This is a genomic window from Micromonospora sp. WMMD708, assembly GCF_049315245.1.
In the GTDB taxonomy this organism is placed as follows: Bacteria; Actinomycetota; Actinomycetes; order Mycobacteriales; family Micromonosporaceae; genus Micromonospora; species Micromonospora wenchangensis.
Window position 1 is genome coordinate 6527367 of sequence record NZ_CP186060.1, and the last position, 24301, is coordinate 6551667.

At 71.7% G+C, this 24301-nt stretch carries 23 protein-coding genes, 1 tRNA gene and 1 riboswitch; of the genes, 9 read left to right on the forward strand and 15 right to left on the reverse strand.

What is annotated here, in order from left to right; genetic code table 11:
* Positions 1-9 precede the first annotated feature (9 nt).
* Positions 10-552, reverse strand: a complete 543-nt coding sequence (locus ACN260_RS28960) for an alpha/beta hydrolase (protein ID WP_422753938.1) — start codon at positions 550-552, stop codon at positions 10-12.
* 101 nt (positions 553-653) lie between these two features.
* On the opposite strand from ACN260_RS28960, the gene ACN260_RS28965 reads away from it, so the two are divergent.
* A complete protein-coding gene (locus ACN260_RS28965; protein ID WP_422753939.1) occupies positions 654-1085 on the forward strand; it encodes an ASCH domain-containing protein in 432 nt (143 codons plus the stop codon).
* A 23-nt stretch (positions 1086-1108) separates the two neighbouring features.
* Here ACN260_RS28965 and ACN260_RS28970 read toward each other — a convergent pair whose 3' ends face one another.
* Positions 1109-1990 carry an LLM class flavin-dependent oxidoreductase gene (locus ACN260_RS28970; protein WP_422753940.1) on the reverse strand — a complete coding sequence of 294 codons (882 nt, stop codon included), beginning with the start codon at positions 1988-1990 and terminating at the stop codon, positions 1109-1111.
* 86 nt (positions 1991-2076) lie between these two features.
* Positions 2077-2340, reverse strand: a complete 264-nt coding sequence (locus ACN260_RS28975) for an e9imm peptide (protein WP_422753941.1) — start codon at positions 2338-2340, stop codon at positions 2077-2079.
* A gap of 710 nt (positions 2341-3050) precedes the next feature.
* Between ACN260_RS28975 and ACN260_RS28980 the strand changes: the two genes are divergently transcribed.
* Positions 3051-3398, forward strand: coding sequence for a hypothetical protein (locus ACN260_RS28980; protein WP_422753942.1), 348 nt, complete (start codon positions 3051-3053; stop codon positions 3396-3398).
* Positions 3399-3487: 89 nt separating this feature from the next.
* On the opposite strand, the gene ACN260_RS28985 is transcribed toward ACN260_RS28980, so the two are convergent.
* Positions 3488-3561 (reverse strand) — tRNA-Gly (locus ACN260_RS28985).
* A 234-nt stretch (positions 3562-3795) separates the two neighbouring features.
* Here ACN260_RS28985 and ACN260_RS28990 point away from each other — a divergent pair.
* Positions 3796-4830, forward strand: coding sequence for a zinc metalloprotease (locus tag ACN260_RS28990; protein WP_422753943.1), 1035 nt, complete (start codon positions 3796-3798; stop codon positions 4828-4830).
* A 74-nt stretch (positions 4831-4904) separates the two neighbouring features.
* Here the strand turns inward: ACN260_RS28990 and ACN260_RS28995 are convergent, their stop codons facing one another.
* The gene (locus tag ACN260_RS28995; protein ID WP_422753944.1) at positions 4905-5459 is read right to left on the reverse strand and encodes a pyridoxamine 5'-phosphate oxidase family protein; all 555 of its coding nucleotides are present in this window, start codon (positions 5457-5459) and stop codon (positions 4905-4907) included.
* A gap of 146 nt (positions 5460-5605) precedes the next feature.
* On the opposite strand from ACN260_RS28995, the gene dcd reads away from it, so the two are divergent.
* Positions 5606-6184 (forward strand): dCTP deaminase, encoded by a 579-nt coding sequence (gene dcd, locus ACN260_RS29000; RefSeq protein WP_422753945.1) that lies wholly within the window; start codon positions 5606-5608, stop codon positions 6182-6184.
* 49 nt (positions 6185-6233) lie between these two features.
* On the opposite strand, the gene ACN260_RS29005 is transcribed toward dcd, so the two are convergent.
* The 4 genes from ACN260_RS29005 to ACN260_RS29020 form a co-directional block, all read right to left on the reverse strand.
* Positions 6234-7274 (reverse strand): NlpC/P60 family protein, encoded by a 1041-nt coding sequence (locus ACN260_RS29005; protein ID WP_422753946.1) that lies wholly within the window; start codon positions 7272-7274, stop codon positions 6234-6236.
* 12 nt (positions 7275-7286) lie between these two features.
* A riboswitch (cyclic di-AMP (ydaO/yuaA leader) is annotated at positions 7287-7423 on the reverse strand.
* 155 nt (positions 7424-7578) lie between these two features.
* The gene (locus tag ACN260_RS29010; RefSeq protein ID WP_422753947.1) at positions 7579-8577 is read right to left on the reverse strand and encodes a C40 family peptidase; all 999 of its coding nucleotides are present in this window, start codon (positions 8575-8577) and stop codon (positions 7579-7581) included.
* A gap of 177 nt (positions 8578-8754) precedes the next feature.
* A complete protein-coding gene (locus ACN260_RS29015) occupies positions 8755-9759 on the reverse strand; it encodes a hemolysin family protein (protein ID WP_420116703.1) in 1005 nt (334 codons plus the stop codon).
* On the reverse strand, positions 9752-11059 hold the full coding sequence (locus ACN260_RS29020; RefSeq protein WP_422756869.1) for a hemolysin family protein: 1308 nt from the start codon (positions 11057-11059) through the stop codon (positions 9752-9754). Before ACN260_RS29020 ends, ACN260_RS29015 begins: the two co-directional genes overlap by 8 nt.
* A 144-nt stretch (positions 11060-11203) precedes the next feature.
* On the opposite strand from ACN260_RS29020, the gene ACN260_RS29025 reads away from it, so the two are divergent.
* Entirely contained in the window at positions 11204-11884 is a 681-nt protein-coding gene (locus tag ACN260_RS29025; protein ID WP_422753948.1) for a GOLPH3/VPS74 family protein, read from the forward strand.
* A 70-nt stretch (positions 11885-11954) separates the two neighbouring features.
* Here ACN260_RS29025 and ACN260_RS29030 read toward each other — a convergent pair whose 3' ends face one another.
* Positions 11955-14171: a (Fe-S)-binding protein gene (locus tag ACN260_RS29030; RefSeq protein ID WP_422753949.1), complete on the reverse strand. Its 2217-nt coding sequence runs from the start codon at positions 14169-14171 to the stop codon at positions 11955-11957.
* Between the two features lie 288 nt (positions 14172-14459).
* Positions 14460-14723, reverse strand: a complete 264-nt coding sequence (locus tag ACN260_RS29035; RefSeq protein WP_363649779.1) for a cell division protein CrgA — start codon at positions 14721-14723, stop codon at positions 14460-14462.
* Between the two features lie 228 nt (positions 14724-14951).
* On the opposite strand from ACN260_RS29035, the gene ACN260_RS29040 reads away from it, so the two are divergent.
* The 4 genes from ACN260_RS29040 to ACN260_RS29055 are packed head-to-tail and all read left to right on the forward strand — an operon-like array spanning position 14952 to position 17878.
* On the forward strand, positions 14952-15758 hold the full coding sequence (locus ACN260_RS29040; RefSeq protein ID WP_422753950.1) for a DUF881 domain-containing protein: 807 nt from the start codon (positions 14952-14954) through the stop codon (positions 15756-15758).
* On the forward strand, positions 15755-16942 hold the full coding sequence (locus tag ACN260_RS29045) for a class E sortase (protein WP_422753951.1): 1188 nt from the start codon (positions 15755-15757) through the stop codon (positions 16940-16942). Before ACN260_RS29040 ends, ACN260_RS29045 begins: the two co-directional genes overlap by 4 nt.
* 2 nt (positions 16943-16944) lie before the next feature.
* A complete protein-coding gene (locus ACN260_RS29050) occupies positions 16945-17223 on the forward strand; it encodes a hypothetical protein (RefSeq protein WP_422753952.1) in 279 nt (92 codons plus the stop codon).
* A 4-nt stretch (positions 17224-17227) separates the two neighbouring features.
* On the forward strand, positions 17228-17878 hold the full coding sequence (locus tag ACN260_RS29055) for an aminodeoxychorismate/anthranilate synthase component II (protein WP_422753953.1): 651 nt from the start codon (positions 17228-17230) through the stop codon (positions 17876-17878).
* A 128-nt stretch (positions 17879-18006) separates the two neighbouring features.
* On the opposite strand, the gene pknB is transcribed toward ACN260_RS29055, so the two are convergent.
* Genes pknB through ACN260_RS29075 form a run of 4 tightly spaced genes read right to left on the reverse strand, consistent with a single transcriptional unit; the run spans position 18007 to position 24281 of the window.
* Positions 18007-19812, reverse strand: coding sequence for a Stk1 family PASTA domain-containing Ser/Thr kinase (gene pknB / locus ACN260_RS29060; protein WP_422753954.1), 1806 nt, complete (start codon positions 19810-19812; stop codon positions 18007-18009).
* On the reverse strand, positions 19809-21287 hold the full coding sequence (locus ACN260_RS29065) for a protein kinase domain-containing protein (RefSeq protein WP_422753955.1): 1479 nt from the start codon (positions 21285-21287) through the stop codon (positions 19809-19811). The genes pknB and ACN260_RS29065 overlap by 4 nt, the downstream gene beginning before the upstream one ends.
* Before the next feature lies 1 nt (position 21288).
* Positions 21289-22794 carry a peptidoglycan D,D-transpeptidase FtsI family protein gene (locus tag ACN260_RS29070; RefSeq protein ID WP_422753956.1) on the reverse strand — a complete coding sequence of 502 codons (1506 nt, stop codon included), beginning with the start codon at positions 22792-22794 and terminating at the stop codon, positions 21289-21291.
* Positions 22791-24281 (reverse strand): FtsW/RodA/SpoVE family cell cycle protein, encoded by a 1491-nt coding sequence (locus tag ACN260_RS29075; protein ID WP_422753957.1) that lies wholly within the window; start codon positions 24279-24281, stop codon positions 22791-22793. Before ACN260_RS29075 ends, ACN260_RS29070 begins: the two co-directional genes overlap by 4 nt.
* Positions 24282-24301: the final 20 nt, after the last annotated feature.

The following is a 24301-nucleotide window of genomic DNA, read 5'->3' on the forward strand; positions in this document are numbered from 1 at the left end:
GCGGCGGGGTCAGCCCGGCCAGGTGGACCGCACGAACTCGTCGACCGCCGTGCAGACCTGCCCGAGCACCTCGGCCGAGCGGGCCAGCGGGCCGGGCACCAGCAGACCGTGGTCGGCGCCCGGCACCTCCAGCACGTGCGGGGTGAGCCGCCGCGCCACCGCCCCGTTCCACGCACCGTCGGCCGTACCGCCGACCAGCAGGAACGGCGCGGACGCCCGGTCCAGCGCCGCCACCACCTCGGGCCGGTGCAGCAGCGGCGTCAACCAGATCGCGGCCAGCCCACGGTCGGCGGCGAGCGGCGCGGCCAGGGTGCCGAGCGACTTGGCGACCAGCAGATCCGTCGGTGTCTCCAGGGTCGGGGCGACCTGCCCGGCGACCCAGTCCATCGCCACCGACGGGGGCGCGCCGTCCGTCCCGATCCCCTCCGGCGGCTGCCAGCCGATCTCGTGGACGTCGAAGCCCGCCCGGCGCAGGCCCTCACCCGGGTAGGCGAACAGCGGATAGTGGGTGTCGTAGCCCCGGCCGGGGACGAGCACCGCGCGTCGGCCCATGGTTCCTCCCGTCGTCGGACCCACCGTAGCGACGACGGAGCCGGCCGTGGGGGCGTCGAAACCGGGCGACGGACGATCGGCACGGCGGTAACCTCGGCCGCATGTGGCCACGGATCGGCGGACTCCGCGCGCTCGCCCTCGGCACCCCCGGCGAGCTGCGCACCACGCTCAACACGCTGGTGCTGGCCGGGGTGAAGACGGCCACCGCCGGCCTGCTCACCGAGTACGCCGACGAGAACGAGGAATTGGAGCACGTCGGCGAACGGCTGGCCCTGGTCGACGACCGGGACGCCCTCGTCGGGGTGGTCGAGGTGACCGGGATCGAGGTCGTCCCCTTCGCCGGGGTCTCCTGGGACTTCGCCCGCTCGGAGGGGGAGGGGGACCGGTCCATCGAGGACTGGCGGGCCGGGCACGCCGGCTACTGGGCGCGGGTCGGCACCCCGGTCACCGACGACACCGAGATCGTCTGTATCCGGTTCCGGCTGGTCTCGGCCGGCGACGGCGGAACAGCCACCGGCGACCTCGGCACCTGAACCGTCCCCCGGGGTGACACCCGTCAGGCCGTCCGCAGCTCCGGCAGCAGCCGGGTGGCGACGTCGGCCAGGACCGCCTCGTCGCCCGCGTACCAGCTGCTGGCCCGGGGCCAGTGGGTGATCACATCGGTGAAGCCGAGCGCCGCCGCCCGCGCCACCTGCTCGGCGAAGAAGTCGGCGCTGCGCAGCGAGAAGACCGGTGCCGAGTCCAGGGAGAGGTAGCGGGGCAGGCCGGCCGGGTCCCGGCCGACCTCGTCGAGGGTACGGTCCATCCGGGCGCAGAGCGTCGCCACACCGTCCCACCAGGCCGTCAGATCCTCCTCACCGGTACCGGTGGTGACCCAGCCCTGACCGAACCGGACGGCCAACCGCATCGACCGGGGCCCGTTGGCGGCCATCACGAACGGCACCCGGGGCTGCTGCACGCAGCCCGGGTTGTTGCGGGCGTCCACCGCGCTGAACCAGTCGCCCTGCCAGGTGGTGCCGTCCTCCCGCAGGATCAGGTCCAGCAGTTCGGTGAACTCGCCGAACCGGTCCACCCGTGGCCGGGGCGGCAGCGTCTCCCCACCCAGCACCGCCGAGTCGAAGCCGATGCCACCCGCGCCGAGGCCCAGCAGCAGCCGCCCACCGGAAATGTCGTCGAGGGTGGTGACCTGCCGGGCGAACGCCGCCGGATGCCGGAAGTTGGGCGAGGCGACCAGGGTGCCCAGCCGGACCCGTTCGGTGACCATGGCGGCGGCGGTCAGCGTCGACATCGAGTCGAACCAGGGACCGTCGACCAGGTCCCGCCAACCCAGGTGGTCGTACGTCCAGGCGTGGTCGAAACCCCACTCGTCCACCTGCTGCCAGCGCCGACGCGCCTCCGGCCAGCGCTGGTCGGGAAGGATCACGATGCCAATCCGCATGATCGCCAGCGTACGTCCCGCCCCCGGCCCCGCCGTTCCCGCGCTGCCCGCTCCCTTTCCGCGCCGGGTGCCCGCGCGCACGCGGGTCAGTCAGGCCGGACCTGCTCCCCGGTCTGCGGCCACGGGGTGGCCTGCAGCGCGATCGGCCGGTAGGCCAGCGCGCGGTCGACGACCTCGGCGGCCGTCAACTCCGGGGTGGTCGTGAAGATCAGATCGGAGACGTCCGGGCAGGCGAGGTCGCGTCCGAGTCTGTCCAGCCAGTCGTTCAGCTCGCCGTCGTCGGCATAGTCGAGCCGCCTGATCCGCCCGACGAGGGCGACGGCCTCGTCCCGGGTCAGCTTCGCCGGCACGGCGACCTCCTCGGAGCATGGTCGATGGCACCCCACATGATCCTCGGCGGGGAAGTGTCGAGGTTTTCCGCCGTGGCCGTCATCCAGGTCGGCCCGGGAGCGCGGGTCGGGTGGTCCTGGCGCGTCCTTTCGAGCTGATGTCGTCAACGGATCGGGCGCGGTGAGTGGGGCGTGACAGGTGGCCCGGCGGATGGCAGGCGACGAACGGCGTGCTGTGCTGACGTCGACACCGCTTCGGCCGTCGGTGTGAATCGTTCACGTCATCAGGTCTAAAGGACCCGCACGTGTGTATCCGCTCCCCCCGCAATACTGGCCCCGACGGCTTCAGGCCGCCGGGGTCACCGCCTGGGTGGCGTCAGCCCTGACAACTCGCCGGCCGGAGCCACTTCACGCGGGTGTCCAGTTCCGGTGCGGTGTGTGGGGGTGCGATACCGCTCCGCCGGATCACGAGCCCTGGTGGAGGTCGGTCGGGCATGTCATCATTCAGTGAGCGAAACGTGACTCGATATGGGGTTCCCTCGTCAGTGCCCGACCACCGGGCCTGAAGCGAGGGCGCTCCATATCGGCGCCACGTAGCGCTGACGAAAAATGGGCCAGAGGAGCGAAGGGAGACGTAGCCGCGACTTCAGGGTCGCACGCGGTACCCCGGGCACCTGCCCCTGCGTCCCGCATGCCCGCTCGTCAGTACAGCTACGTAAAGGATCAACGCCTTGAACTCGGAGACGATCCACGCCTTTGGCGTGCTTTTGCTCCTACTCGCCGGGATCATCTTCCTTTCGTTCGTCGCCTGGCTCACCTTCTGCTACGCGATCGCCCGCCTGCCCAACGGAGAGGTGCTCGTTCGGCAAACCCCGAAGGTCATCGAGGCATTCGACATCAGGAGCTGGGGAGATGTGCTGCTGCCCTGGCGGATCATCACGCGCGGCCTTCACGGGATCGCCGTGTTGGCAGCCAGAGACCCCGGTGGTGTGAGCGGCGAACCGCAAAGCCAGCAGGCGAAAGTGGCTGCCGGCCCCACCGACCAAGGGCCGTCGCCACCACCGCTGACCGGCCCGTAAGCGCCTGCCATCGGCACGGTGCGCCCTGATTAGCCACTGAACATCGAAGGCCCTGACTCGGATTCGCATCCTGGTCAGGGCCTTCGTGGTGGAGCGGGTGACGGGAATCGAACCCGCACTGTCAGCTTGGGAAGCTGATGTTCTGCCATTGAACTACACCCGCAAGCGGCACCACTGTACCTGAGGTGACCACGCCCGCGCACCCGGGCACCCCCGCGCGTCGCCGACCACCAATCGTGATCATCGAGACACTCAGGGTGCAAAGGAAACGGTCAGATGTTTCACACAAGCAGCTTGGGGACGTTCTCAAACGTGTCGATCAGTTGTAACGTCACCCCCACGTTCACGACCTCGGTGCGACATACCCCCTGTCGCGCCGCCAGAAAGAGGTGGGCCCATGGGACTGCGTCCCAACCTGCTGACCCGGCGTGCTGCCGGTGTCGCATCGACGACCTTCGCGCTGCTGTTGAGCACCGCTGCGGTGGGCGTCGTACCTGCGGCTTCCGCGTACTCCGCAGCCCCCGACAACACGTCCTGCGCGGAGCCGGCCGACGCCCACGCCGACGTCCACTCCGACGCCCGCGTCCGTGGCGGCAGCAAGGCCGCCCACAAGCGGCACGACCCGAACGAGCTGACCGCCCAGCAGGTCCAGGATCGGGAGGCGGAGTTCGCCGCCGCCCTGCGCAACGCGAAGCTGCGGTCGAAGTCCAGCTACCGCACCGGATCGACCGAGGGCACGACGGTGGCGCTGGCCGCGATCAACGTCCCGGTCGTCGTGCACGTCATCCAGCGGGACAGCACCCGGGCCGGGGGCAACATCCCCGACTCGATGATCAACTCGCAGATCAGCGTGCTCAACCAGGCGTACAGCGGTGCGACCGGTGGGGCCGCCACGGGTTTCACCTTCCAGCTCCAGAAGATCAACCGGGTCACCAACGCGTCGTGGTACCCGATCGTGCAGGGTTCCTCGGCCGAGCGGGCGATGAAGACCTCGCTGCGCACCGGCGGCAAGAACACCCTCAACATGTACCTGGGTGAGCTGAGCGACGACCTGCTCGGCTGGGCGACCTTCCCCAAGCGCACCCTGGACGTGATGGACGGCGTCGTGGTGCTCGGCGAGTCGTTGCCGAACGGCACCGCCACCAACTACAACCTGGGCGACACCGGCACCCACGAGGTCGGCCACTGGCTGAACCTCTACCACACCTTCCAGGGTGGCTGCTCGGGCTCGGGCGACGGCGTCTCGGACACCCCGGCCGAGCGCGAGCCGGCCTACCAGTGCCCGACCGGTCGGGACACCTGCACCGCGACCGGCAAGGACCCGATCACCAACTTCATGGACTACACCTACGACTCGTGCATGTACCAGTTCACCGCTGGGCAGGCGAGCCGCATGGTGAACGCCTGGAGCGCGTACCGCGCGTCGGCCTGACCCGGGCTGGCACGACACAGCGTCAGGTGCCGGCTCCGTCCCTCAGGGACGGGGCCGGCACCGTCGTTTCCGGGTCAGGCGGCGGTGCGGCGGGTGTCGAACCCGTGCCGGCCACGCCGCGACGGTCGCTGGTCGGGCAGGCCGGCGACACCCTGCCGACCGGGCACCGGGTCGAGCCAGACCTGCACGGCGGGACGCCCGGCGTCGCCGCTGAACGGGCCGCCGTGCTCGCGCCGGGTGAGCATGGCGACGTCGACACTGAACTCGAAGAGCCGCCAGTCGACCTGGGGCGCGGCCCGACCGATCTCGGCCACCAGCGCCACCCGGGCCGGATCGGTCACCGGCTCGGCGCGACCGGCGACGTACGCCTCGTCGTCGCTCTCCTCCGGCGGAAACGAGTGGAGCGCGTAGCGGCCGTCGCGTTCGAGGTCACGCCGCTTGGGCGAGTCGACGACGAAGCAGAACAACCCGCCGTCGGTGACCAGCGGGCAGACCGGGTGCACCCGGGGACCGCCGTCGGCGCGGACGGTGGCCAGGTAGCCGAAACCCGACCCGTACTGCTGGAGGAGAAGGCGGATCCCGTCGGCGAGGCGGGGCTCGTCGGCGGCGAATGCGGACCAGGATGCCATGCGGTCATCCTATCGAACAGGCGTTCGAAAATCAGTCCGACACGCAGGTCGAACGGCCCGACGTACGCCTCGGGGCCGGCGACGACGCCGGCCGGTGGGGCGGCCCGGTGGGCGGGTCCGGCCGGGGCGCTGGATATGGTGTCCCGATGCTGCTCTCCGACCGGGACCTCGTCTCCGAGATCAAGGCGGGCGCGCTGGCGCTGGAGCCGTTCGAACCGAGTCTGGTGCAGCCCTCCAGCATCGACGTGCGCCTCGACAAGCTGTTCCGGGTGTTCAACAACCACCTCTACACCCACATCGACCCGTCGGTGCAGCAGGACGACCTGACGTCGATGGTGGAGGTGCCGGCGGGCGAACCGTTCGTGCTGCACCCGGGCGAGTTCGTGCTCGCCTCCACGCTCGAGGTCATCTCGCTCGGCGACCAGCTCGCCGGCCGGTTGGAGGGCAAGTCGAGCCTCGGCCGGCTGGGCCTGCTCACCCACTCGACCGCCGGTTTCATCGACCCGGGCTTCTCCGGCCACGTCACGCTGGAGCTGTCGAACGTGGCCAACCTGCCGATCACCCTCTGGCCGGGCATGAAGATCGGCCAGCTCTGCATCTTCCGGCTCTCCTCGCCGGCCGAGCACCCGTACGGCTCCGCCGTGTACGGGTCGCGCTACCAGGGCCAGCGGGGGCCGACCCCCAGCCGCTCCTGGCAGAACTGGCGCACCTGGCCCATCGGCTGACGCGGCGTGCCGTGTCCGGGCCCCTGAGCCGGGGCCCGGACGTGGTGGCTCAGCCGGGTCGGCCGTAGCTGTTGACCGGCCCGTCGTCGACCCGCTTCATCGTGATCGGTTTGCCGGCCTGGGAGGCGTGCACGACCCAGCCGCCCCCGACGTACATCCCGACGTGGTGCAGGTCGGAGTAGTAGAAGACCAGGTCGCCGGGGCGCAGGTCGGCCCGGCTCACCCGGTCGGTGACCTGGCGCTGCTGCCGGGCGTTGTGCGGCAACGACACCCCGGCCTTCGCCCAGGCCGCCATGGTCAGCCCGGAACAGTCGTAGTTGTTCGGGCCGGCCGCACCCCACACGTACAGCTTGCCGATCTGGGCGCAGGCGAACTTGACCGCCGTACCGGCCGGGCCGCCGGGGTAGCCGGCGGGGCACGGGGCCGGGCGCAGCTTGCCGCCGCCACCGTTGCCGTAGACCTTGAGCCGCAGTTTCTGCAACCTGTCGATCTCGGTGTTGATCTGCTTCTTGCGGGCCGCGAGCTGCGCTTCGGTACGGGTGAGCTGGGCGACCATCTCATCCAACGGCGCCTTGGTCGCGGCGAGTTCGTCGCGTAGCCGGGCGACCTCCTGCACCTCGCGCTGCTGGCGGCTGGCGAACCGGTCCAGCAGCCCCAACTGCTCGACCACCTGGCTCGGGCTGCGGCTGCCCAGCAGGGCGTTGACGGTGGAGACGTTCTCGCCCTTGTACGCCTGCACGGCGAGGCCGCTGACCTGGTTCATCGCCTGGTCGACGCGGCGTTGCAGAGGGGCGATCCGCTTGCCGAGCGCGTCGGCCTGCCGGCGCTTGGCGGCGAGGTCGATGCGGGTGGCGTTGTGCTGTTCGATGAGCGGTTCGAGCTTGTTCCAGTCCTGGTCGATCTGCCGTTCGATCTCGGCGACCGAGGGGTCGGCGTGCGCCGCCGTGGGGCCACCGGTCAACACGACAGCGGCGGCGGCCAGGGTGGCGAGGGTGGTGGTGAAACGGGACCAGCGTGGGCGCGGCACCGTCGTGTCCCGGGCGACCTGGGTCGACCGGTGCGACGGTGGCCGCGGGGCATGGTGTGCCACCGGGCTCCGGGCTCCTTCTTCCTCGACCGCCTACCGGGTTAGCTGACGGGTTCGGGCGGGAAGGGAGCGCCCTACCGCGGTGGTCGCGGATTCACCCCGGCGTACCTGGGTCCCCGGCTCGCCCGGAGGCGACTCGGCGGTGTCGGCCGACGCCACCCCGGGCGGGGCGGACCTGGTGCCGACCGACGATTGACCAGAGTAGAGACGGTCGTTATCGATCCGCAACCCGCCGTGCCGGCACACTCCGTGACCGGAAAACACGCACCCCCCGGCCCGATGGGCCGGGGGGTGGCGTCTGCGCTGGTCAGGGGCGGCGGAAGCCGGCCACCGGCATGTAGTTGATGCTGGTCACCTGGACCGGCTTACCGGTCCGGGGCGCGTGCACCATCATGTCGTTGCCCAGGTAGAGCCCGACGTGGTGCAGGTCGCTGAAAAAGAACACCAGGTCCCCGGGGCGGGCCTCGGAGCGCGGGATGGCCTTGCCCTCGTTCCACTGCGCACCGGTGAAGTGGGTCAACGAGATGCCGGCCGCCTTGTACGCGAACTGGGTGAGCCCGGAGCAGTCGAACGAGTTCGGCCCGGTGGCGCCCCAGACGTACGGGTCACCGACCTGCGCGCAGGCGGTCGCGATCGCCGTCCGGGCGGCGGAGCTGACCACACCGTTGATCGTGGGGCAGCCGTTCACCTTCACCGTGGTCTTCGGCATCGCCGCCTGCAACCGCTTGATCTCGGCGTTGATCTGCGTCTTCTTGGCCGCGAGATCCTTCTCCTGCTTCACCTCGGCGGCGATCAGGGCGTCGAGCTTCTGCTTCTCGGCGTCGTACTTGCGGCGCACCACGAGCACGGCCTCGACCTCCCGGCGCTGCTCGGCGGCGAGCCGGTCCAGGATGGTCAGCTGCGCGGCGAGGGTGCCCGGCTTGGTGGTGGTGAGCAGCGCGCTCAGCTCCTGCGAGGGGCCGGACTTGTAGTAGCGGGAGGCGAGGTCACCGACCCGGCCCAGGGCGAGTTCGCTCTGCAGGGCCAGCGGCTCGATCTTCTTCTGGAGGTCGGCCGACTTCTTGCGGTTGACCTTGAGCTGGGCGCGGACCTTGTTGTAGTCCTCGATGGTCGGTTCGAGCTGCTCCCACTGCTTGTCGAGGGCCGCCTCGATCTCCTCGGGCGACGGCGCGGCGTGGGCCGGCGCAGCGAGCATCCCGGCACCGACGGCGACCGCCGCGACCAGGGTGAGCAGGCGGCGGGCGACCCGCCGGAGGGCTGCCGGCCGGGCGGGCGGCTGGCCCTGGACGTGACGGTGAGGGGGCATGGTTGCCACCGGCGTCGACTCCTTTGCAACCGACCGCCGGGCGCCTCGCTAAGGGGAAGAAGGAGGCAGACGTCCCACAGCGGCCGGTGCAACATTAGGGGCAGTCGCGGTGGGGAATCAAGGCGGGTGGTCACTCCATCACATCAGTGCAATCGCTTGCACACAAAGGGTGTCCATTCAATTTCCAACGATGGCAGTCAATACGTCGTCGAGCGTGACCACGCCCAGCGGGCGGCGACCGTCGCTGACGAGCACCATGTGCCGCCGCTCGCGTCGCATCGCCAGCAGCAGATCGGCCAGCGTACGGTCCGGCGGGACCACCGCCAGCGGGCGGTAGACCTCGGCCGGCACCGGCGCACGACGGGCCACCCCGGCGTATCCGAGGACGTCCTTGACGTGCACGAACCCCAGCACCCGGCGGGTGGAACGCTGCACCACCGGGAACCGGGACCGGCCGGTGCTGGTGGCCAGCACCTCCAGCGAGGCCGGTGAGACGTCCTCGGCCACCGTGGTCACCGTGGACCAGGGCTGCAACGCGTCGGCCGCCGTCCGGTCGTGCAACGCCAGCGCCCCGGTGATCCGGGCGTGCTCCTCGGCGTCGAGCAGGCCCTCGGTACGGGCCTGGGCGACCAGCCCGGACAGCTCCTCGGCGGTGAAGACCGTCTTGACCGCGTCGGTCGCCTCCACTGCCCACAGCCGCAGCACCTGCCGCGCCGCCCACTTCATCGCCAGCAGCAACGGCTTGGTGGCCAGGCAGAACGCCAGCATCGCCGGCCCCAGCCAGAGCGCCGACGGCTCCGGCCCGGCCAGGGTGATGTTCTTGGGCACCATCTCGCCCACCACGGTGTGCAGGAACACCACCACGGCCAGGGCGATCAGGAAGGAGACCGGGTGCACCGCGCCCGCCGGCAGCAGCACCGCGTGGAACACCGGCTCCAGCAGGTGGGCCAGGGCCGGCTCGGCGATCGCCCCCAACCCGAGCGAGCAGACGGTGATACCGAGCTGCGCCCCGGCGATCATCAGCGGGATCTGGTTCATCGCCGACAACGCCCACCGGGCCCGCTGCGAGGTGGCGGCCAACGGCTCCACCACCGTACGACGCGACGCGATCAGCGCGAACTCGCTGCCCACGAAGAACGCGTTGCCGAGCAGCAGCACCACCGCGACCAGCAGCTCAGTCATCGGCGTCCGGCTCCTCGGGACGGACCACCCGCACCTGTTCGATCCGGTGCCGCTCCACCTCGACGACGGTGAACGCGTAGCCGTCCGCCCGGGTCGTCTCGCCCGGCAGCGGGATGTGCCCCAACCGGGCCATCAGGAAGCCTGCCAACGTCTCGTACGGGCCCTCGGGGAGCCGGAAGCCGGTCTGCTCGAACAACTCGTCCCCGCGCAGCACCCCGTCGACCAGGACCGTCCGTTCCCCGCCCGGCACGGTCAACCCGGTGTCGTGGGCGTCGTCCACGGTGGCCGGGTCGAACTCGTCGGCGATCTCCCCGACCAACTCCTCGACCAGGTCCTCCACGGTCACCACCCCGTCGGTGCCGCCGTACTCGTCGACGACGATGGCCAGGTCGGACCCGGCGGCCTTCAGCGCCGCCAGCACGCCGTCGAGGTCCAGGCTCTCCGGGACGTACACCGGCTCGCGGGCGACCGAGGCGACGGTGGTGCGGGCCCGCGCGGCCAGCGGCACCCCGAGCGCGTCCGGCACGGCCGCGACCCCGGTGACCAGGTCGAGGGTCTCCTCGAAGACGGGGAACCGGGTGCGGCCGGTCCGCCGGGACAGGTCCAGCAGCTCGGCGACGGTGGCGGTGGCCCGCAACGCGATCACGTCCACCCGGGGGGTCATCGCCTCGGCGGCCCGCTTGTCGCCGAAGCGGATGGTCCGGCGCAGCAGCATCGCGGTGTCCGGCGGCAGCGCGCCCGCGCGGGCCGAGATGGCCGCCAGCAGCCCGAGTTCCTCCGGGGAGCGGGCGCTGGCCAGTTCCTCCTGCGGTTCCACCCCGAGCTGGCGGACCAGCCGGTTGGCCGAGTTGTTCAGCCCTCTGATCAGCCAGCCGAAGGCCCGGGAGAAGGCCCGCATCGGCCCGGCGGTGGCCAGCGCCGCCGGCATCGGCCGGGCCAGCGCCAGGTTCTTCGGCACCAGCTCACCGAAGAGCATCGAGATCAAAGTGGCCAGCGCCAGAGCGAGCAGCGGGCCGAACCGGTCGGCACCGCCCAGCGGGGCCAGCAGCGGGGCGAACAACCGGGACAGCGCAGGCTCGGCCAGGTAGCCGGTGAGCAGCGCGGTGAGGGTGATGCCGAGCTGCGCCCCGGAGAGCTGGAAGGACAGTTCGCGCAGCGCCCGGCGTACCGTCCCGGCGGTGGCGTCGCCGGCCTCGGCCCGCCTGTCGATCTCCGCCCGGTCGACGGTGACCAGGGCGAACTCGGCCGCGACGAAGAACGCGTTGCCGGCGGTCAGCAGCACGAAGCCGGCCAGGGGCAGCAGCGTGCCGAGCAGCAGTGAGTCGATGGGTGTGATTGTTTCAGATCCGCCCCCGGCGGTCACCGAGGCGTGGCACACGGTCACCGGTGTCGCCGCCGGGCCGCTCCCGGGCAGGGTTCGCGCTGCGGGGTTAGCGTGGACGGCATGGCGCCGCTCACCCTCGCTGACGAACTGGTCCTGCTCGCCTACGACGACAACGGCGTGAACCGGCTCGGCCGGCCGCACCTCGACTACGGGCTGTCCGGCGCGGTGCTGCTCGAACTGGCGCTCGCCGGTCGGGTCGAGGTGACCGACGACCGGCTGGTGGTGACCGATCCGACGCCGGTCGGCCACCCGGTGCTCGACGACGCCCTCGCCCGGGTGGCCGCCGACGGCAAGCGCCGCCGGCCCAAGGACTGGATCAGCCGGCTGGCCAAGGGGCTGCCCGACCGGGTGCTGTCGGGCCTGGTCGACGCGGGGGTGCTGCGCCGGGATTCCGACCGGGTGCTGCTGGTCTTCCCGCGTACCCGCTACCCGTCGCCGACCGGCGCACAGCCGGCGGCGGAGACGGCGGCCCGGCAGCGGATGGTCGACGCGCTGCTCGCCGACGGCCCGGTGGAGGCCCGGACGGCCGCGTTGCTCGGTCTGACCCGCGCGGTGGGGCTGGACCGCAAGCTCTTCCGGGAGTTGCCGAAGGAGCGGCTGAAGGCCCGTACCGCGGAGATCGCCGACGGGGACTGGGCGTCCGCAGCGACGAAGAAGGCGATCGAGGAGACCCAGATGGCGATCATGACGGCGACCACGGCCGCCACCACCGCCGCCATCATCACCACCACGACGTCCTGACCGTCGCCACGGCGGTGGCACCGGTGGGTGCCGCCGCCGTCGTGCGTCCGGCCACAGCGGCGGTACGGCCTCAGCCGGTGGTCGGCGCGGTCTCCTTCTCGCCCGGTGCGGTGTCCGGTTTGACCGAGCGCAGCAGCACGCTGGCCACGTCGACCACCTCGACCTGCTCACCGGCACCCTTGCCGTTGACGCCGTCGTTGAGCATCGTCGAGCAGAACGGGCAGCCGACGGCGACCGTCCGCGCCCCCGTGGACATGGCCTCCTCGACCCGGTCCACGTTGATCCGCTTGCCGATCTTCTCCTCCATCCACATCCGGGCACCGCCGGCACCGCAGCAGAAGGAGCGCTCGCTGTTGCGCGGCATCTCGGTCAGGGTGCCGACGGTGCCGCCACCGCCGCCGATGGCGCTGCCGAGCACCTCGCGCGGGGCGGCGAAGACCCGGTTGTGCCGGCCCAGGTAGCAGGGGTCGTGGTAGGTGACGCCGCCGTCGACCGGCTGCACCGGGGTGAGCCTGCCGGTGCTGACCAGGTGGGCCAGGAGCTGGGTGTGGTGTACCACCTCGAACTCGCCGCCGAGCTGGCCGTACTCGTTGCCGAGGGTGTTGAAGCAGTGCGGACAGGTGGCGACGATCTTGCGCTTGGCCGGCTCGCGACCCTCGAACGCTTCGTTGAGGGTCTCGACGTTCTGCTGGGCGAGCATCTGGAAGACGAACTCGTTACCGATCCGGCGGGCCGGGTCACCGGAGCAGGTTTCGCCCTCGCCCAGGATGGCGAACGAGACCCCCGCCTCGTTGAGCAGGGTGGCCACCGCGCGGGTGGTCTTCTTGGCCCGGTCCTCGAACGCGCCGGCACAGCCCACCCAGAAGAGGTACTCGAAGTCGTCGACCTCGCCGACCCGGGGCACCTCGAAGCCCAGCCCCTTGGTCCAGTCCTCGCGGGTGTTCTGCGGGGCGCCCCACGGGTTGCCCTTGTTCTCCAGGTTGCGCAGCATCACGCCGGCCTCGGACGGGAAGCTCGACTCGATCAACACCTGGTAGCGCCGCATGTCGACGATGTGGTCGACGTGCTCGATGTCGACCGGGCACTGCTCGACGCAGGCCCCGCAGGTGGTGCAGGACCACAGCACGTCCGGGTCGATGACGCCACCGGCCTCGGCGTCGCCGATCAGCGGCTTGTCGGCCTCGGCGAGGGTCAGCACGTCGAGGTGGGCGAGCTGCGCCGCGGTGGCCTTCTCCTCGCCGGTGAGGTCCTTGCCGCCACCGGCCAGCAGGTAGGGCGCCTTGGCGTACGCGTGGTCGCGGAGGCTGAGCACGAGCAGCTTGGGCGACAGCGGCTTGCCGGTGTTCCAGGCCGGGCACTGCGACTGGCAGCGCCCGCACTCGGTGCAGGTGCTGAAGTCGAGCAGGCCCTTCCAGGTGAACTGCTCGACCTGGGCGACGCCGAACTGGTCTTTCTCCGGGTCGGCCTCCTCGAAGTCGAGCGGCTTGCCGTTGCTCGTCATCGGGCGCAGCGGGCCGAGCCCGGAGCCGGCCGGCCGGGCCGGCTCGCGCTTGAAGAAGATGTTGAAGAACGCCAGGAAACGGTGCCAGGCGACGCCCATCGTCACGTTCAGCGCGATGACGATCAGCCAGGTCATCGAGATGGCGATCTTGATGAGGGCGGCAACGCTGACGCCGGCCGGCCAGGCGGGCAGCAGCGCGCCGAGGGCGTGGCTGACCGGGGTGGCCCAGAGCGGGTACTCGAAGTGGTCGGTGGCGACCTTGAAGCCACGGATCACGAACCCCATGACCAGCACGGCGAGGACGACCGCCTCGACGAAGTAGCCCTGCCACATGGTGGAGCCGGTGAACCGGGAGCGCCCGCCCGGCCGGGTCGGCCGGTTGCGGACCCGGATCGCGATCAGTACCAGGATGCCGACCGTGCCGAGCACCGCGATCACCTCGGTGACCAGGCCGTAGACGGCGAGGCCACCGATCAGCGGCAGGCCGCCGGTCGGTGAGACGACCTCGAAGTACGCCTCCAGCACGAGCAGCGACAGCACGATGAAGCCGACCATCACGAACCAGTGCGCGGCCCCCACCACGCCCCAGCGGAGCATCCGGGTGTGGCCGGCCGTCTCGACAAGCATCGTCTTCGCCCGGGTGCCCTTGTCGGCGAACCGCTCCGGCGCGGGTTGCCCCAGCCGGATGACGGCCACCATCTTCAGCACCGCGCGTACCGCGAGCCACACCGCCACGGCGGTGATGGCGGCGGCGAGGACCGTGGTGACGATCTGGACGCTGCCCATCGAGTTGGCCTCCCGGTCTGCTGCCTGTCGAGCGGCTCGGCGACCGGGGGCCGGCTCAGGGGGTGGCCGGCGTGCCGCCGCCGCGCCCCCGACCGGACCGGTCGATGACCTCGCTCCGCTCGGTCATGCAGTGCAGCCTACGCGAAAGTTACCCGACGGTAACGTGAGTCTTCTCGCACCAGGCCACGCCGCCCTGCGGACACCATAGGGCTCCCGACGCCGAAGCGCCGGGTTGGGGCCGTCCGGGGTGACCTGGGCCGTGTCGCGGGAAGCGCCGGAGCGCCGCGCTCAACGCCAGCGGGAGAGCAGGACCAGCGAGCCCACCATCGCGCCGAAGCCGACCGCGAGGTTCCAGTAGCCCCACGAGGCGACCGGGTACTCCTGCTCGGAGAGGTAGTAGACCACCAGCCAGCCGATGCCGCCGACGATCAGCGCGACCGCGATCGCCGGCAGCCACACCGGGCTAGGCTTGCGCGTCGCCGCCGTCGTCGTCGGACGAACGTCCGTCGGCGGGGTGTACACCTTCTTCTTACGGACCTGAGACTTGGGCACGACGCTCTCCAGAGGGGTGACGACCTCGTCCGGCCTGACAACCGGGCGCGGGGGCGACGGTCCATGGCCAATAATGTTCGACAGCTAGCGTAGTCCGGAAGGCCGCTCCAGGCCATGAATGGGGTCGATCCGGTGCACGCGGTGACCGGTTTCGGGCGCTCGACGCGACGCCGGTGACCGCCCCGGGGTCGTGACGGGCGTCACCACACGACGGGAGAGGAACGCTCGGTGGAGTACACATCCGGTGCGGCGTCCTGGCAGAAGGCCATGCGCCGGGCGGTCGCCGCCTTCCTGCCCCGCCGCCCCCGGCAGCGTCGGCCGGGCTGGTCGGTCGGCGTGCCGCTGATCGCCGCCGCGGCCGGGCTGCTCTTCACCACCACGGCGACCACCGCCGGCGGCACCGCCCTGCGCGAGGACCGCCGGCCCCAGCTCACCCAGCTCATCGAGGACCGCCGGGAACAGGTGGCCGAAAGCGAACTGCGGGCCGCCCGGCTGCGCGCCGACGTGGAGGGCGAGACCGCCGCCCTGGCCGACACCGACGAACCGATCAAGGAGCAGCGCGACCGCGCCCGGGCGCTCCAGCAGGCGGCCGGCTTCACCGCGCTCGCCGGGCCCGGGGTGACCGTCGAGCTGAACGACGCCCCCCGGCGCAGCGACGGCACCCTGCCCAAGGGGGCCACCAACGACGACCTGGTCGTCCACCAGGGTGACGTGCAGGCGGTGGTCAACGCGCTGTGGGCCGGAGGTGCGGAGGCCATGTCCATCATGAACGTCCGCGTGCTCTCCACCAGCGCGGTACGCTGCGTCGGTAACACCCTGCTGCTGCACGGCCGGGTGTACTCGCCACCATTCAAGATCGTAGCAATCGGCGATCCCGCTGCCCTCCAGCAGGCCCTCGCCGGCTCTCAGGGAGTCGGGTTGTTCAAGCAGGCGGTCGACCACTACCAGCTCGGTTACTCCGAGAACGTCGGCTCCGTCACCGTGCCCGCGTTCGAGGACTCGACGGCGCTGCGATCGGCGACGGTGCCGCGATGACCCCGCAGGGCGGGGGCCCGCGCCCCGGCGACCAGCACGACGGGCCGACCGCCTTCCTCCCCCCGGTCGACCGGTCCACGCCGCCGGCCACCGCCCGCCCGACGCGCGCCCACCCGCAGCCTGCCGGCCCCTGGCCCGCCCCGGTGCTGCCCACCCGCCAGCCGCCGCCCGCCTGGCCGGGCCGACCCTCCCGGCCGACGTCCGACGACCGGCAGCAGCCGCCGGGCGGGCCCGGTCGCCCCGCCCCGCCCGCGCCCCCCGGTCAGCAGCCGGGCCGTACGGTCGACCCGGCGGCGACGGCGCTGCTCCCGGTGCTGCCGGCCCGGCCTACCGCACCGGCGATGGACTCCACCGCCCTGATGGGCGCGGTGCCCCCCGCCCCCGAACCCGACGGGTCCGGCGACCCCGTCCCACCTCCGCCCCCGCCCCGCCGGGGTGAACGGGTGGTGCAGCTACGCCCGGAACAGACCGGGGAGGGCTACAAGAGCGTCTACTCGGAGCTGACCCGGCCCACCTTCGCCTCCCGGCTGCGCACCGGCGTCCGGGTCAGCGGCGAAGTGCTGATCACCTTCGGCCTGGTGGTGCTCCTCTTCGCCGGGTACGAGATCTGGGGGAAGTCCGCCCTGGTCGACGCCCACCAGAGCAAGCTCAACCAGCAGCTCGCCCAGGCATGGGGCCCGACCGGCGACCCCACGGTCAGCCCCGGGCCGACCAAGGCGGTCGCCCCGCCCGAGGGCCAGCCGATCGCCGGGCTCCACATCCCCAGCCTCGACAAGAACTGGGTCGTCGTCGAGGGCGTCACCCAGGAGGACATCCGGTACGCCCCGGGCCACTACCCGAAGAGCGCGCTCCCCGGCGAGGTCGGCAACTTCTCCGTCGCCGGGCACCGCAACCGGGCCACCTTCTGGCGGCTGGACGAGCTGAAGCCCGGCGACGCGATCCTCCTGGAGGGCAAGCAGGACTGGTACGTCTACAAGGTGTACCAGTCCCGGATCGTCCGCCCCGACCAGGTCGAGGTGGTCGCCCCGGTGCCCGGCGAGCCGAACGCGAAACCCACCCGCAGGCTGCTCACCCTCACCACCTGCAACCCGAAGTTCGACAACTACCAGCGGCTGATCGTCCACGCCGAGCTCGACCGTACGCAGCCCAAGTCGCAGGGCCCGCCGCCGGAGCTGGAGGGCTGACGATGTACTCCTGGATCTGGCGCAAGCTGCCCTTCGGGTTGCCCGGCAAGCTGGCCGGCTCGGTGCTGCTCGCCACCGCGACGGTGGCGCTGCTCTGGTACGTGGTGTTCCCCTGGGCCGAGCCGCTGCTGCCCTTCGACGACGTGCAGGTCACCCAGGACTCCGGCAACCCGGGTGGTGACTCCGCGGTCGACCCGGACGCGCCGGCCGGCGACGGGCACGACCTGCCGTACGACACCGACCGGAACAACACCCCGCCCGCCCCCTCCCCAAGCCGGTGAGCCCATGCGCATCCTCGTGATCGACAACTACGACTCCTTCGTCTTCAACCTCGTGCAGTACCTCGGCCAGCTCGGGGTGGAGTGCGAGGTCCGGCGCAACGACGAGATCGACGTCGCCGAGGTCGGCCGGGTCGGCGCGGCGGGCATCCTGCTCTCGCCGGGGCCGGGCAGCCCGGACCGCGCCGGCATCTGCCTCGACGTCATCCACCGGTACGCCGGCGAGCTGCCGATCTTCGGCGTCTGCCTGGGTCACCAGGCGATCGGGGAGGCGTTCGGCGGCACCGTCACCCGGGCACCGGAGCTGCTGCACGGCAAGACCTCCGAGGTGCGGCACCACTCGGTCGGGGTGCTGGCCGGCCTGCCCGACCCGTTCACCGCCACCCGCTACCACTCGCTGGCGGTGCTGCCCGAGACGCTGCCCGACGAGCTGGAGGTCACCGGCTGGACGGCCTCCGGCGTGGTGATGGCGATGCGGCACCGGACGCTGCCGATCGAGGGGGTGCAGTTCCACCCCGAGTCGGTGCTCACCGAGGGCGGCCACCTGATGCTGGCCAACTGGGTCGCCGCCTGCGGCCACCCGGAGGCCCTGGAGCGCGCGCCGGAGCTGGTCGCCGAGGTCGATGCCCGCCGCCGGGCCGCCTTCGCCACCCTCTGACGGACCGCCGCACCGACCCTCGTCCACCCGCCCGTCCCGGATCGGCCCGGCAGGCCCCGCGCCGGCCGTGACCCCCGACAGGCTCGGCCCGGTCACTGCGGACCGGGCCGGCTGAGCGGGGGTACGGGTCAGTCGCCGTCGTTGCGGAACGGTGGGGTGGGTAGCGGGAACCCGCCACCCGTGCCGTCGCCGGGCGGCGTGGTGGTCGGCGCCGGCGTGGTCGGCGTCGGCGGCGTCGGCGACTCGGTAACCTCCGGCACGCTCACCACGATGGTGACCGTGCTCCCCTTGGCCTTCTTGGTGCCGGCCTTCGGGTTCTGGCTCTGCACCTTGCCGGCCTCGTCCGCCGGCACCTCCGAGCCGAGTTCCGGGTTGACCTTGAACCCGGCGTTCTGCAGGGTCCGGGTGGCCTCCGCCTGGCTGAGGTCCTCGACGTCCGGCACCTCCCGGACGTTGCCCCGGGAGACGGTGAGGGTCACCTCGGTGCCCTCCGCCACCTTTTCGCCCTCGGGCGGGGATACGTCGAGGACGATGCCCTCGCTCTCCTCGCTGTCCTTCGGCACGACCTTGACCTTGAACTTGTCGTCCTTGAGCCGGGTCTCGGCGCTCTCGACCTTGCTGCCCTTGAGGCCGTTGGGGATGCTGACCTCGGGCTTGCCGCCGCACAGGCTCACCGTCACCTGGCCGTTCTCCTCCAGCGCGGTGCCGGCCGGCGGGTCCTGCCTGACCACGGTGCCCACCTTGCAGGTGCTGTCGAAGACCTGGTCACCGGTCGCCGGCACCAGACCGGAGTTGCGGATCTCGGCGAACGCGACGTCCTGCGTCTTGCCTGCCAGATCGGGCACCGGGCTCTTCTTCGGCTCCTGACCGTTCATCAGCAGCGCCGCGACCAGGGCGATCACCGCCAGGACACCGACCGCCGCGAACGCCGCGATCACCCACGCCGAACTCTTGCGCCGCTGCGGGTCACCGACCCGGGCCGGGATCTGCCGGGTCTGCTGGCCGACCACCTGCGTCGGGTAACCGCTCGCCGCCGCGGCCATCGGGGTCGTCTCGTCCTGGCTCAGGACGGGGGTGGCCATCACCGGGCGGCCGGCGGCGGCGCGGAGCAGGTCGGCCCGCATCTCACCGGCGCTCTGGTAACGGTTGAGCGGGTTCTTCGACAGCGCCTTGAGCACGATCGCGTCGATCGCCGGGGTGACGTCCGGGTTGATGTCGCTCGGCGTCGGCGGGGCCTCCCGCACGTGCTGGTACGCCACGCTGACCGGGCTGTCACCGACGAACGGCGGGTGGCCGCAGACCAGCTCGAACAGCACGCAGCCGGCGGCGTACACGTCGGAGCGGGCGTCGACGGCCTCGCCGCGCGCCTGCTCGGGGGAGAGGTACTGGGCCGTGCCGATCACCGCGCTGGTCTGCGTCATCGTGGTGGCGCCGCTGGCCAGCGCGCGGGCGATGCCGAAGTCCATCACCTTGACCTGGCCGGTCTGGGTCAGCATCACGTTGCCGGGCTTGATGTCCCGGTGGATGATCCCGTGCCGGTGGCTGAACTCCAGGGCCGCGCACATGTCGGCGCAGATCTCCAGCGCCCGGCGCGGCTGGAGCCGCCCCTCGACGCCGAGGACCTCCTTGAGGGTCCGCCCGTTCACGAACTCCATCACGATGAACGGCAGGGTCTCCCCGGTCGGGGCGGTCTCCTCGCCGGTGTCGTAGACGGCGACGATCGCCGGGTGGTTCAGCGAGGCGGCGTTCTGCGCCTCCCGCCGGAACCGCATCTGGAAGGTCGCGTCCCGGGCCAGGTCCGTCCGGAGCATCTTGATCGCGACGTCCCGACCGAGCCGGAGGTCCCGACCGCGGTGCACCTCGGCCATGCCGCCGTAACCGAGCAGCTCGCCGACCTGGTACCTGCCACCGAGCAGGCGGGCCTGGGCTGTCATCGCGTTCGTCGTCCTTCGCTCGTCGTCGTCTCGCCGGCACCCGGTCCGAGCCGTACCACCCGACGGTACGACGTCCCGGCCGGATCGTCGCGTCCGAGGGCACTCAGCGCGCCGGACGTCGTACCCGGCGCACCTGGGTCGGTGGCCAGGTTGCCCTGCCGGCTCGCGTACGCGAGCACACCGGAGCAGACCAGCACCAGCACCGCCAGCAGGATCGCCAGGGTCACCATGCCGGACCGTGAACGGGCAGGTGGGGCGGGGGGCGGGAGGGGCTGTCGGGCGTACCCGGGCCGGTCGGCACGCAACTGGGCGGGCGGCACGGAAGCCGCCCCACGGGGCTGCTGCGGGTAGGGCCGGGTCATCGGGGTGGCCTGGACCGGCGGACGCTGCGGGGTCACCGGCGGCGGCTGCGGGTGCCGGGCCGCGACCGGCGGCCGGGCCTGTCCCCCCATCGGCGGTCGGGCCTGCCCGCTGATCGGGGGCCGCGCCTGCCCGCTGACCGCCGGCCGGTGCGGGTGGACCGGCGCGCCGGGCTGCTGCCGGGGTACGGCGGGCACCTGGGCGCGGGCCATCGGGCCGGCCGGGGAGGCCGGCGCCCCGGAGACCGGGCCACCGGAGACCGGGCCGGGGTGTCCGCCACCGGCGCGGGCCTGCTGGGACAGGGCCTGCTTGGCCTGCCGGGCGACGGAGGCCAGGGCGGCGGCACTGGGCCAGCGGTGGCCGGGCTCCTTGGCCATCGCCCGCTCCACGATCGCCTTGACCTGGGGCGGGATGTCCCCGGGCAGCGGCCGGGGAGTGTCCCGCACGTGCTTCATCGCGATTTCGAGCGGGTTGTCACCCTCGAAGGGCCGCCGGCCGGCGAGACACTGGTAGGCCACCACACCGAGGGCGTAGACGTCGGAGGCGGGCGTGGCGACCGCGCCGGTGGCCTGCTCGGGGGAGATGTACGAGGCGGTGCCGAGCACCGACCCGGCGGCAGTGAGCTGGCCGACCAGCTCGGACCGGGCGATGCCGAAGTCGGTCAGCACCAGCGTGCCGTTCGGCCGGACGAGCAGGTTGCCCGGCTTGACGTCGCGGTGCACGATGCCCTTCTCGTGGGCGGCGTGCAGCGCGTCGGCGGCCTGGGCCAGCAGGGCCATCGTCCGGGCCGGGGTGAGCCGGCCGACCCGACTGAGCGTCGCCGACAGGGCGTCACCCTCGACGTACTCCATCACCAGGAAGGCGATCTCCTGGTCGCTGCCGAAGTCGTAGACGTCGACCACGCCGGGGTGGTTGATGGTGGCCATGGTGCGCGCCTCGCCGCGGAACCGTTCGGCGAAGCCGGGCTCGTCGAGCAGTGCCGGGAGCAGGCTCTTCACCGCGACCGTACGGCCCAGCACCTGGTCGGTGCCGCGCCACACGTCGCCCATGCCGCCGCTGGCGATCCGCTCGTCGAGACGGTAGCGGTTGCCGAGCTGCACCCCGGGGCTGAGCATGTCAGCGGCCCCCCGCATCGGCGATGGCCGCCTGCATGATCTTGCCACCGATCCGGGCCGCCTCGGCGCTGCCGCCGCTGCCGGCCTGCTCCAGCTCCACACAGACCGCGGAGACGGCGTTGCCGTTCTTGTCCAGGGCGAAGCCGATGAACCAGCCGTGGTCGGGGCGGTCCGGCGCGGACTGGGCGGTGCCGGTCTTGCCGCCGACGGTGTAGCCGTCGATGGCCGCCGAGCTGCCGGTGCCGTTCTTCACCACGCTGACCATCATGTCCCGCAGGTCGTCGGCGACCTGGCCGCTGACCGGCTGGCGCAGCTCCCGGGGCTGGGCGTTGTAGTAGCTGGTGGTGCGGTCCGGCCCGAGGAGCTGCTTGACCAGGTAGGGGCGCATCTGCCGACCCTTGTTGGCGACCGAGCCGGCGATCAGCGCCCCCTGCAACGGGGTCATCCGGACGTTGTTCTGGCCGATCGATGACTGCGCCAGCGCGGCGGGGTCGGTGCCGCCGTCGGGGTTCTGCATGTCGCCGGTCCGGCTGGCCGCCACCGGCAGGCCCCCCTCGCCGAGTTGCCCGACGGTGAGGTCGTCCTGCTCGAAGCCGAACTGCCGGGCCTTCTCCTTCACCGTGTCCGCACCGAGCCGGACGCCGAGCTGGGCGAAGCCGGTGTTGCACGACTCGGTGACCGCGTCGATCAGGGTGACCTGCGCCTCCGGGCAGATCGACGCGGCGGCGTTGCGGATCTCCGTGCCCGACGTCGGCGGGGTCCAGCTCGGCCCGGCCGGGATCTCGGTGTCCTTGCCGACCCCGTTCTCCAGCGCGGCGGCGGCGATCACGATCTTGAAGGTGGAGCCGGGTGGCAGGGTCTCCGACAGCGCCCGGTTCTTCAGCGGGCCGTCCGGGTCCTGCTCGTACTTGTTGTAGGCCGCCGAAGCCACGTTGGTGTCGTGGTCGACCAGCGGGTTCGGGTCGAAGCTGGGCATCGAGACCAGCGCCTGCACCGCACCGGTACGCGGGTCGATGGCGATCGCCGCGCCCTTCTTCACCCCGTTGCGGTTGTTGCGCAACTGCTCGTACGCGGTGTCCTGGGCGCGTTTGGAGATGCTCAGCAGCACGTTGCCGCCGCCGCTCTCGTCGCCGGTGAACATGTCCTTGATCCGGTTGCCGAGCAGGGCGTCGCTGGTGCCGGCGAGGAAGTCGTTCTCCAGCCGTTCGATGCCGGTGTCGGCCAGGTTGACCGGCTTGTAACCGAGCACGTGCGCGTACTTCGTCCCCGCCGGGTAGCTGCGCTGGAACCGCAGCTTGCCGCCGGTTTCCTTGCTGGTGGCCACGGCGGTGCCGCCGGCCTCGATGTTGCCCCGCCGACGCTCGTACTCGGCCACCTGGACCCGGCCGTTGTAGTCGCTGTTGCGGTATTCGTCCGCCTTGTAGGCCTGGATCCAGTTCAGGTTGGCGAAGAGCAGCCCGAACAGGACCATGACGACGACGCCGACGCGGCGCAGGGGCGCGTTCACGGGCGGATCACCTCCGTGGGAGCACCGTGCAGCTGTTCCGGCGGCCCGCCACCGGGTCGGCCCGCCGGGCCGCCGCCCTGGGCCACCGGCCGCCGGGCGGCGTCGGAGATGCGCAGCAGCACCGCGATGAGCAGCCAGTTCGCCATCAACGACGAACCACCGGCGGACAGGAACGGGGTGGTCTGACCGGTCAGCGGGATGAGCTTGCTGATCCCGCCGACGATCACGAACACCTGTAGGCCCAGGGTGAAGGCGAGACCACCGGCGACCAGCTTGCCGAACGAGTCCCGCACCGCCAGCCCGGCCCGCAGCCCCCGCTCGACGATGAGCAGGTAGACCACCAGCAGGGCGGTCAACCCGAACAGGCCGATCTCCTCACCGATGCCGGCGAAGATGAAGTCGTTCTGCACCTCGGGGATCTCCAGCGGCTCCCCGGCACCCGGCCCGGAGCCGAACAGGCCACCACTGCCCAGGCCGAGCAGCCCCTGCACCAGTTGGTAGCCCCGGTCGTACGGCTCGGCGAACGGGTCGAGCCAGATTTCGGCACGGGTGTAGAAGTTGGCGAACGGGCCACCCACCGTGCCGCCCAGCACGTAGGCGAGGTAGGCGCCGCCGAAGAACAGGACCAGACCGATCAGCAGCCAACTGACCCGTTCGGTGGCGATGTAGAGGGTCACCACGAACATGCCGAAGTACAGCAGCGAGGTGCCGAGGTCCTTCTCGAAGACCAGGACCAGCAGACTGATCAGCCACACCCCGAGCACCGGGCCGAGATCCCGACCGCGCGGGAAGTCGATGCCGAGGATGCGGCGGCTGGCCAGTGACAGCACCTCACGCTTGCGGACCAGGTAGTAGGCGAAGAAGACCAGCAGCGCCAGCTTGGCGAACTCACCGGGCTGGATGCTGAACCCACCCACCCTGATCCACAGCTTCGCGCCGTTGATCTCGGAGAACCGGCCGGGCAGCACCGCCGGGATCATCACCAGCACGATGCCGGCCAGCCCCAGCGTGTACGCGTACCGGGAGACCGCCCGGTGGTCGCGCATCAACACCAGCAGGCCGGCGGCGAGGATCACCGCGGCCAGCGTCCAGGCGAGCTGCCGCCCGCCGGTGCCGGCGAAGATGGCCAGCGTCTCCCGCTCGGCCGGGGCCGCCTTGCCGAGGTCGAGCCGGCGCAGGAAACCCACCCCGATGCCGTTGAGCAGGGCGACCGCCGGCAACAGGGCCGGATCGGCGAACGGCGCGAGCCACCGGATCACCAGGTGCATGCCGAGGAAGACCAGCCCGAGCGCGGCGGCCGGCATCCAGAAGTCGCGGGTGACGGTGTCGAGCAGGTTCGCCTCGACGATCGCCCCGTACGCGGCCACCAGCACCATCGCCAGCACCAGCAGGGACAGTTCGGCGTTACGCCGGGACCGCGCCAGACGTACGCCGGGCCGCTCGCCCGTCGTGGCGGGCGAGACTACCGGGTGGGCCGCTGCGGTCAAGGAGGTGTCCCTCGGATCTC

Coding starts and splice junctions, on each gene's coding strand:
- ACN260_RS28960 (WP_422753938.1), bottom strand. CDS start 552: ATGGGCCGACGCGCGGTGCTCGTCCCCGGCCGGGGCTACGACACCCAC.
- ACN260_RS28965 (WP_422753939.1), top strand. CDS start 654: ATGTGGCCACGGATCGGCGGACTCCGCGCGCTCGCCCTCGGCACCCCC.
- ACN260_RS28970 (WP_422753940.1), bottom strand. CDS start 1,990: ATGCGGATTGGCATCGTGATCCTTCCCGACCAGCGCTGGCCGGAGGCG.
- ACN260_RS28990 (WP_422753943.1), top strand. CDS start 3,796: ATGGGACTGCGTCCCAACCTGCTGACCCGGCGTGCTGCCGGTGTCGCA.
- ACN260_RS28995 (WP_422753944.1), bottom strand. CDS start 5,459: ATGGCATCCTGGTCCGCATTCGCCGCCGACGAGCCCCGCCTCGCCGAC.
- dcd (WP_422753945.1), top strand. CDS start 5,606: ATGCTGCTCTCCGACCGGGACCTCGTCTCCGAGATCAAGGCGGGCGCG.
- ACN260_RS29010 (WP_422753947.1), bottom strand. CDS start 8,577: ATGCCCCCTCACCGTCACGTCCAGGGCCAGCCGCCCGCCCGGCCGGCA.
- ACN260_RS29015 (WP_420116703.1), bottom strand. CDS start 9,759: ATGACTGAGCTGCTGGTCGCGGTGGTGCTGCTGCTCGGCAACGCGTTC.
- ACN260_RS29025 (WP_422753948.1), top strand. CDS start 11,204: ATGGCGCCGCTCACCCTCGCTGACGAACTGGTCCTGCTCGCCTACGAC.
- ACN260_RS29030 (WP_422753949.1), bottom strand. CDS start 14,171: ATGGGCAGCGTCCAGATCGTCACCACGGTCCTCGCCGCCGCCATCACC.
- ACN260_RS29045 (WP_422753951.1), top strand. CDS start 15,755: ATGACCCCGCAGGGCGGGGGCCCGCGCCCCGGCGACCAGCACGACGGG.
- ACN260_RS29050 (WP_422753952.1), top strand. CDS start 16,945: ATGTACTCCTGGATCTGGCGCAAGCTGCCCTTCGGGTTGCCCGGCAAG.
- ACN260_RS29055 (WP_422753953.1), top strand. CDS start 17,228: ATGCGCATCCTCGTGATCGACAACTACGACTCCTTCGTCTTCAACCTC.
- pknB (WP_422753954.1), bottom strand. CDS start 19,812: ATGACAGCCCAGGCCCGCCTGCTCGGTGGCAGGTACCAGGTCGGCGAG.
- ACN260_RS29065 (WP_422753955.1), bottom strand. CDS start 21,287: ATGCTCAGCCCCGGGGTGCAGCTCGGCAACCGCTACCGTCTCGACGAG.